Raw genomic sequence first — 8,323 nt, forward strand, 5'->3', positions numbered from 1 at the left:
AAGTGGATAAAAAAAGAGAGCCGATGATGGCTCTCTTTTGAAGGGGGATGAAAAGTTGGAGGAAACTGAATCAGGCCGAAGGTCGGGGATGAAGCGATTGGTCATGTCGGCGTGATTCTATGCGGGCGGGGGAATCTGTCAAGAGGCGGTGTATAATCCCGCCATAATTTTCGCAAGGAGATAAGAACGATGGCGTATCAAAACGTAAAAGTCCCCGCGAGTGGGGCAAAGATTTCAATTCAAAATGGGAAGTTAAACGTTCCCGACAATCCGATCATCCCGTTCGTGGAGGGCGACGGCACGGGGCGCGATATTTGGCGCGCATCGTCGCGTGTGTTCGACGCGGCGGTACAAAAAGCATACGGCGGCAAACGCAAAATCCATTGGATGGAAGTGTACGCGGGCGAGAAGTCGTATAAGATGTTCCAGAGTTGGTTGCCCGACGAAACGGTGGAAGCGTTCACCGAATTTTTGGTTGGGATTAAAGGACCGCTCACGACCCCGATTGGAGGCGGCATCCGCTCGTTGAACGTCGCGCTCCGCAAACTGCTCGATCTGTACGTGTGCCTGCGACCTGTGCGATATTTCAACGGCGTGCCTTCGCCTGTGAAGACGCCCGAAAAAGTGGACATGGTCATCTTCCGCGAAAACACGGAGGATATTTACGCAGGCATCGAATTCGCCAACGGCACGGAAGATAATGCAAAGTTCAAGGCGATTCTGAAAGAGTCGTTTCCAAAAGAATATGCCAAGATCCGCTTCCCCGATTCGAGCGGGATCGGATTCAAGCCTGTGTCGGTTGATGGAACAGAGCGACTCGTGCGCGCCGCAATTGATTATGCTTTGCTGAACAAACGTCGCAGTATCAACTTCGTGCACAAAGGCAACATCATGAAGTTCACCGAAGGCGCGTTCAAAGATTGGGCATATGATCTTGCGAAGCGCGAGTATCGCAACGATGTTGTGACCGAACGCGAAACGTGGATCTTCAACAACAAAGAAAGCAAGCCCGATCTTTCAGTGGAAGATAACGCGAAGATCGTTGACCCTGGTTTTGGGATGATGTCGCCCGCGCAACAAGCGGAGATTAAAGCCGAAGTGGAAGACGCGCTGAAGTTGTGGGGCACACACGGCGACGGCAAATGGAAAACAAAACTACTGTTGAAAGATTCGATTGCCGACGTGACGTTGCAGTTCGTGCTTGTACGCCCCGCGGATTTCGATGTGATCGCAACGATGAACTTGAACGGCGATTATCTGTCCGACGCGCTCGCCGCGCAAGTGGGCGGAATCGGAATCGCCCCAGGCGCGAACATCAATTATGTGACAGGTCACGCCATCTTCGAGGCGACACACGGCACCGCGCCGAAATATGCCGACTTGGATAAAGTCAATCCTGGCTCGGTGATTCTCTCTGGCGAGATGATGCTCCGCTATATGGGCTGGACCGAAGCCGCAGACCTCATCATCAAAGGCATGGAAGGCGCGATTTTGGCGAAGACCGTCACGTTCGATTTTGCCCGTCACATGAGCGACGTAAAGGAAGTGAAATGCTCCGAGTTTGGCGATGCGGTGATCAAGTGGATGGAGAAGACGCCAGCGAAGAGAATGGAAAGTGGAAAGTCGAAGGTCACGGCGAAGAAGAAGGTTGTGACATCGTCCCCGAAGGGGAAGAAGTCTGCGCCGAAGAAAGTGGTAAAGAAAAAGTTGGTGAAGAAGGCTGCGAAAAAGAAAACGAGGAAGTAAACGAAAGTCGGGACTTGCGAGTCCCGACTTTTTTTGTTGACGATGTCGTGCTGAGCCCTTCCCCTGCCTTGAAACAGTTGCACTGCGTCAAGGTAGGCGACACGATTTGCCAAGCAAATCAAACTGTCGCCTGAACTTTCGTGAAGTCCTGAGAACCTATAAATACGGGCGAGCGCCGTCATTTGATACCAAAGAAACTAGGCGCAAGTATAATGCGGTTAACATGAATGGCAAAAGCCCGAACGAAAGCAATGGAGCTTGACCTTGTTGATCAAGGTCGCCCGCTGAGAACCCTGGGATGCGGCGATACGATTTAAATACTGGCGGCGTGCGGATCGTGACCTTTTCTTCGATAAATTCAGGATTGGTTTGCTTGACGATCTATAACGACCCCGATTAGGAAGCTGTACCACTTAAGAGCCGTGCCATTCATGTCCATCAATTAAATTGTGTATGACAGGATGCCGTTATGCAAAAAAGCGAAAGGCGACATCCTTTTTTATGTTAAGCATAGACGGGGAAAAGGACGTAAAAAGAGCATAAGCTCTCAAGTTCTCGTTTCTTAGGATGGCTTTGGCGTTATTTCACGATCCTGTAAATCACAAATCTTCGATTTTCTAATTCCTTGTCCAAAAGAAGATCGCATGCGCCAATTTCCTCCGGCGGAACTTGGTTGTTCTTGCCAACCTTCTTACTGAGGATCAAATAATCGCCTTTCAGCATCCCGTCACATTGATTGATCATGATCGATGGATGATCTGTCATTAATCTCATCACGCGAGCTTTATAGAAGATCAACACACTGTCGGGCGGAGTTTTTCTTGCCACCCAGTCGTACACTTCGACGCTCATTGGGTCGAACGGTCCGTTGATCTTTCGTCCGGTTTGCACATTATTGATGGAGGTGATACTTGATGTAACAAGGAAATAACCAGCAATTGCGATCCAAAAACCGTACATCACGCGCTGAGCGGTTACTTGGCGCTGATCAGAAAGTTTTCCGATTGCAAATTTCATCCCCTGAAATGCAAAGTAAATGAAGATAGGCAAAAGCGGGAAGATGTATCGCGGTCCCTGCCAGTAGGGATAAGTGATGTGAACAAGCATCCACACAGCGAAGAAGATGATAAAGTACAACTCATCGCGGCGCCGAATCCATGCGCCGAGCAGGGCGAAAGCCAAAACAAAGTAGTAAAGGTATTGCCATCCTGCCGACTCACCGAAAAACCAGCCGTACACTTTGAAGTATGCGCCAATAAAACCGATGACGAGATCAACGGTCAGGTTTTTATATTGCGAAAGATAAGACTCGCCTCCGCCGGGAAATAACAGCATATTCGCAATCCATAATACGGCGAACACTGCGCAAACAATAAAGGAGTTCAAAACGATTCGTTTGACGACGTTCCGATCTTTGCGTTGGGCAATCAATTTGAAAAACTCGATCATCAAAAAACAACCGAGCAGGAGAAGTCCCGTAGCGCGCAGGAAGGTTGTGAAGAAGATAGACGCGCCGATCAGCGCGTAGCGTGTCCGCGATTCGTTTTGTTGTGTTACGAGAAATAAAGTCAGTGTCGAAAAGAAAAGAAATGGAATATCCGAAAGAATGTAATCGAGAAATTCCAACAACATTGGGCTGAATGCGAACAACGACACGAAGATCAGGCTTTCGGTCCGCGTGAGGCGCGATCTTGCAAAGAGATACAAGCAAACTAATAATCCCGCAAAAAAAAGTAGCCCGGGAATCTTCAACGTCATCGGGCTGATTCCGTTCAGCGCGTAAAAAGGAACCAAGATCAATGGGTAGCCCCATGGGTAGGCGAGTGGTCCAAGATGCGTTGTGGATTGATAATTTGTGAAATCGCTGATCTCGATAAATTCATCCAACGAACCATCCACAATACTTTTTGCTTGCAACACATACCACGCCCAATCGTCGCCCCATTCATGCCCGCGCCGCAACATGCCCGCGCCGATCAACGTCGAAACAAAAATAATGAGCAACAGCGGATGCAACAATTTTTTCATGCGCTGATTGTACTCTCGATAAAAAGAACGGATTAATTATTTGTATAGACAAATAATTAATCCTGTTTATCTGGATGGATGGCCCGCTTCGCCTCCCGCCTCAACCTGATTCGGCTTTGGAAGTCTTGTTCTACCCTGCGACTATTTCCTGTTCGCCGACTTCGTTAATTTGCTCAAACTTTGGTCTCATCTTGAAAACGATCCACACGCTGATCGCGGCAAAGATGGCGATAAGACCCTCAGTTGGTAAAGCGCCGATGGATTGACCCGCATACACAGCGACCGCGTCCACGAAGGCGTGCCATAGCAGAGCCAGCCAGAACCAAACGGCTTGTTTCTTTGTAAGCCCATACAGCACTATCAACGACAAACATACGTGCAAACACATCGCAAAGACCCGTTCGAAGAATCCCAGTAATGCCATGAAAGGCTGCGCGGACCAGAACGCTTCCACTTGCTGTTTTGCCAACTCAAGTTGTTCAGGCGGGATGCTCGGCACTGTGGACAGATCTATATTTTTATAGGCGATCATGTTTACAAGCGTTAATGCGACAGAAAGGCCGATCAAGATCGCCTCCGTCCCACCGTGACCCAAGCCGACCAGCACGCCTTCCTTCCATGAACGCGATCTCTTCAAAATGAATTTGAACAGGATATAACGCGCCGTTTCCTCAAACACTCCCGCCAGCAGGCCAAGAACGATGGCGGTAACCAGGAGTGATGTGTTTTGTAGGAACTTGTTCAATCCCACCACAAGAGGGATGTGTAAAATCTGCGAGGCGATAAAGGTCAAGCCGCCCGCAAGTACGAACTTCCATGAGAGCGAGTACTTGCGGGTGAAGACGATCCATAAAATGATAGGCAACAGGATCATCCCCATAAAACTTACAACATACGCTGCGGTCAACATAGTATTTTCTCCTTATGATTTATTGCGACGGCATGGAACGCATCCGCCGCGCGCGTTCGGTGAGCGGACGTTTGGCGACCATGGTGATCTTACCGCTTCCGTATGGTGTGTACACATTGATGGCTTCCCAGCCTTCCAAGCCCCATTCATCGAGTTTTTCTTGAATATCTTCATCTTTCGATCCAAACATACTTCCGATGGTCTGGACGCGATATTCCCATAGTTTGATTTCGTCGCTCATGTGAGCCTCCGTTTCACGTGAAACGGGGCGGGGGGAGTCCCGCTCCGTTTGGCTAGGCTTTTGTTTCTCGCTGATACAACACATACGAATAGACGATCGGTGCAAAGGCGGCGCCGAGCATGGCGACCAGCATGATCCATATCCCTGATTCGCCTAGAAACGCGCAAAGGATGGTGACCACACCGCCCAGCATGAACAGTTTGGAGCCGAGTTTATGCGTTTCATCCCAGACCGTATCGCTTGAGAGTGTCCAGGGGGTGCGGATGCCGATAAAGAAGTTGCGTTTTGCTCCGTTCATCAAATAGCCTATGCCAATGAAGAGCAGTCCGACCGCTGGTAAAAGCATGAGCGTCATGTTGAAAGAGGTTCCGAGCGCGGCAAAGAGGGTCAGGGCATAGACGTAGAGCATATACACCACAAAGACCACGATGAACCAGTTAAAGGTGGCGCGGAATTGGGCGATATTTGCCTTGAGCGGGTCAATGTTTGGGATGATCAGGAACAAACCCGCCAGCGCGATGCTGATGATCGGTATGAGAAATACACCCCAGAATTTGGACATATAACCGTCAATCTCGCCTGCCGCATTCCAATGCGCAGGCATGGGATCGGGCAGACGGCTCCAAAGCAGGAGTCCCGCCAGTATCGCGATGGCGATAAGGGCGACAGAAATAAAGATGGTTGTTCGAGTTGACATTTTGATTTTCCTTTCGTAGAGCGATATAGTATCTCGCTCTACTTATTTTCCTTCGGCAAGTTATTCTGCGCCATCGAGACGACGCCGCTGAGTCCGCCGAGATTCATCGTGTCCACAGCCGAACTGGGGACGATCACCAGCGCGCCTTTTTCTTTCAAGCCTTCAAAGAGCATGTTCATCGCGCGGAGGTGCAAGGCGGTTGGGTTATCCGCGTAAGCCTTTGACGCCTCGGCAAACGATTCGGCGATCTGCTTCTCCGATTCGCCGAGGATCACGCGGGCTTGACGCTCACGCTCCGCCTGCGCTTGCCGCGACATGGTATCTTCCAAATCCTGCGGGATGACAATGTCGCGTATCTCAACCGACTGCACGGTCACGCCCCAGGGTGTGGTGCGTTCGTCAATCACTTGTTGCAGTTCTTTATCAATGACGCTTCGTCCCACGAGAATATCCGCCAGCATCATGCGACCGATGATGTCGCGCAAAGCTGTTTGTGCCGCCCAGTCAACAGCGGCGCGATAGTTTTCCACTTCGAGCGCGGCTTTCTCGGCATCCCATACAACCCAAAACAGTACCGCGTCCACATCCACAGGCACCGTATCTTTCGTCAGTGTTTTCTGCGCGGCAAACGGCGTGACCATCACGCGATGATCAATCCACGTTGGAATCGAGTCAACGATTGGGACGATCCAAAAAGCGCCAGGTCCGGCGAGTTTTTTGAATTTTCCGAGCCGCAAAACCACTGCTTTTTCCCATTGTGACGCCACTTTGATGGCGAATAACCCATACATGGCAAGCACAAGCATCGGAAACGTGAACAGCGTAATTTGCAGGTCTGTTGCCCCAATGAGATCAAGATAGATTATTCCCTTGATCAATCCTGTCAGCAGGACGATGAACAGAAACCATGCGATTGGCGGGATATGCGGATCTGCTTGCCGTGATTTTTTCTTTTCAACTATTGATTTCATAAATTTTGTATCCATTTCATTCTCCTTTAGTTCTTCCGTAGTAACGACTTCAGTCGTTCACTGGACGAATAAATTCGTTGCTACGATTTATTCTTCGGACTTACTCGCTTCACTCCACGCTTTGAGCTGGTCGCTAACCATTTGGCGGACCTCGCTCTTCGAGAATCCCAGCCTCAGCGCTTCGCCGATGTATCGTTGCGTCAACGCCTCGAGCGATTCTCTGCGCAGACGTTCCGTCACTTTCGGCGGCGGGATCTCGGTAATGAATGTCCCACGTCCTTGTTGCGTGGATATGATTCTCGCTTCATCCAAAATACGATACGCTCGCGCAACCGTGTTGAAGTTGACGCGCAGTTCTTCCGCCAACGCGCGCACGGTTGGAAGTTGATCGTCTGGTTTGAGAATTCCGCTGGCTACTTGCGCCTGCACCTGATTGACGATCTGCGTGTAGATCGGCAAGCCCGAGCGGAAATCTATTTGGAGGGTGAGTTTTTTGTTTGTCATAATTGTACTAATTGTATCATTGTCACAATTGTATGCTTTCGGGAGATTTTGTCAAGAGGCAAGAATCCCCTCTCCCAGCGGGAGAGGGGATGGGGTGAGGGAGAATCCTCAAGCGTGGAAAAATTTTCAGGAAGCAGAATCAGCCGTCCCTTCGGGTGAGGCGTTTTGTCCTGCGTGGTAGAATCCAAAATGAAAAGATTAAGTCATCGCGTGGATAAAAAATCCATGCGCGAGAAATCCAAGGAGTAAAAATGGAAGTAAAAACTGGTACGTGGACGGAGAAAAAAGGGCTGGCGCAAATGTTGAAGGGCGGCGTCATCATGGATGTGGTGACGGCGGAACATGCGAAGATCGCGGAGGATGCGGGCGCGTGCGCGGTGATGGCGCTTGAACGTGTGCCTGCTGATATTCGCGCGGACGGCGGCGTGGCGCGTATGAGCGACCCTGAATTGATTTTGAAAATTATCGATTCGGTTTCGATCCCTGTGATGGCGAAGTGCCGCATCGGACATTTTGTCGAAGCGCAGATTCTTGAGTCGCTGGGCGTGGATTACATTGACGAGTCGGAAGTGCTGACGCCCGCCGATGAATCGAATCATATTTTGAAACATAACTTCACTGTGCCGTTCGTGTGCGGATGCCGTAATCTCGGCGAGGCGTTGCGACGCGTGGGTGAAGGCGCGGCGATGATCCGCACGAAAGGTGAAGCAGGGACGGGCGATGTGGTCGAGGCGGTGCGTCACGCGCGGACCGTGTTGGGCGATATTCGCAAGTTGACCACGATGGCTGACGAAGAGTTGATGCGCTATTCAAAAGAGATCGGCGCGCCGTATGAATTGGTGAAAGAGACGAAAGAACTCGGGCGCATGCCCGTTGTCAATTTTGCCGCGGGCGGAGTTGCGACTCCCGCCGATGCCGCGTTGATGATGCAACTCGGCGTGGACGGCGTGTTCGTCGGTTCGGGTATTTTCAAGAGCGGTGATCCTGCGAAGCGCGCTAATGCCATCGTCAAAGCGGTGACGCATTATCAGGATGCATCCATTCTTGCGGAAGTCAGCAAGAATCTCGGCGAGGCGATGGTCGGACGTAATGTGTCGCAGATGCCTGAGGGTGAGAAGATAGCGGGGAGGGGATGGTAAACAAGTAAACAAGTAGACAGGTAGACACGCACACAGGTAAACACGTAAATACGTTGTGCCTTGCGTACTTGTTTACTTGTCTACGTG

8 protein-coding genes are annotated in these 8,323 nt (G+C 50.6%); 2 read left to right on the forward strand and 6 right to left on the reverse strand.

Annotated features, from left to right (window positions below; translation table 11 throughout):
- Window positions 1-189 precede the first annotated feature (189 nt).
- Window positions 190-1,746 carry an NADP-dependent isocitrate dehydrogenase gene (gene icd, locus AC16KF_RS09595; RefSeq protein WP_484037092.1) on the forward strand — a complete coding sequence of 519 codons (1,557 nt, stop codon included), beginning with the start codon at window positions 190-192 and terminating at the stop codon, window positions 1,744-1,746.
- A 579-nt stretch (window positions 1,747-2,325) separates the two neighbouring features.
- Here icd and AC16KF_RS09600 read toward each other — a convergent pair.
- The 6 genes from AC16KF_RS09600 to AC16KF_RS09625 all read right to left on the reverse strand — a co-directional run bounded on the left by AC16KF_RS09600 (window position 2,326) and on the right by AC16KF_RS09625 (window position 7,097).
- On the reverse strand, window positions 2,326-3,774 hold the full coding sequence (locus tag AC16KF_RS09600) for a hypothetical protein (RefSeq protein ID WP_484037093.1): 1,449 nt from the start codon (window positions 3,772-3,774) through the stop codon (window positions 2,326-2,328).
- Window positions 3,775-3,904: 130 nt separating this feature from the next.
- Entirely contained in the window at window positions 3,905-4,684 is a 780-nt protein-coding gene (locus AC16KF_RS09605; protein ID WP_484037094.1) for a YhfC family intramembrane metalloprotease, read from the reverse strand.
- A gap of 19 nt (window positions 4,685-4,703) precedes the next feature.
- A complete protein-coding gene (locus AC16KF_RS09610; RefSeq protein ID WP_484037095.1) occupies window positions 4,704-4,925 on the reverse strand; it encodes a hypothetical protein in 222 nt (73 codons plus the stop codon).
- Window positions 4,926-4,977: 52 nt separating this feature from the next.
- The gene (locus tag AC16KF_RS09615) at window positions 4,978-5,622 is read right to left on the reverse strand and encodes an SdpI family protein (RefSeq protein WP_484037096.1); all 645 of its coding nucleotides are present in this window, start codon (window positions 5,620-5,622) and stop codon (window positions 4,978-4,980) included.
- Between the two features lie 38 nt (window positions 5,623-5,660).
- A complete protein-coding gene (locus tag AC16KF_RS09620) occupies window positions 5,661-6,608 on the reverse strand; it encodes a slipin family protein (protein ID WP_484037097.1) in 948 nt (315 codons plus the stop codon).
- A 72-nt stretch (window positions 6,609-6,680) separates the two neighbouring features.
- Complete coding sequence (locus tag AC16KF_RS09625; RefSeq protein ID WP_484037098.1) at window positions 6,681-7,097, reverse strand: GntR family transcriptional regulator; 417 nt, start codon at window positions 7,095-7,097, stop codon at window positions 6,681-6,683.
- 251 nt (window positions 7,098-7,348) lie between these two features.
- Between AC16KF_RS09625 and pdxS the strand changes: the two genes are divergently transcribed.
- Window positions 7,349-8,236: a pyridoxal 5'-phosphate synthase lyase subunit PdxS gene (pdxS, locus tag AC16KF_RS09630; RefSeq protein ID WP_484037099.1), complete on the forward strand. Its 888-nt coding sequence runs from the start codon at window positions 7,349-7,351 to the stop codon at window positions 8,234-8,236.
- Window positions 8,237-8,323 lie beyond the last annotated feature (87 nt).

It is taken from the genome of Candidatus Defluviilinea gracilis (genome assembly GCF_057138825.1).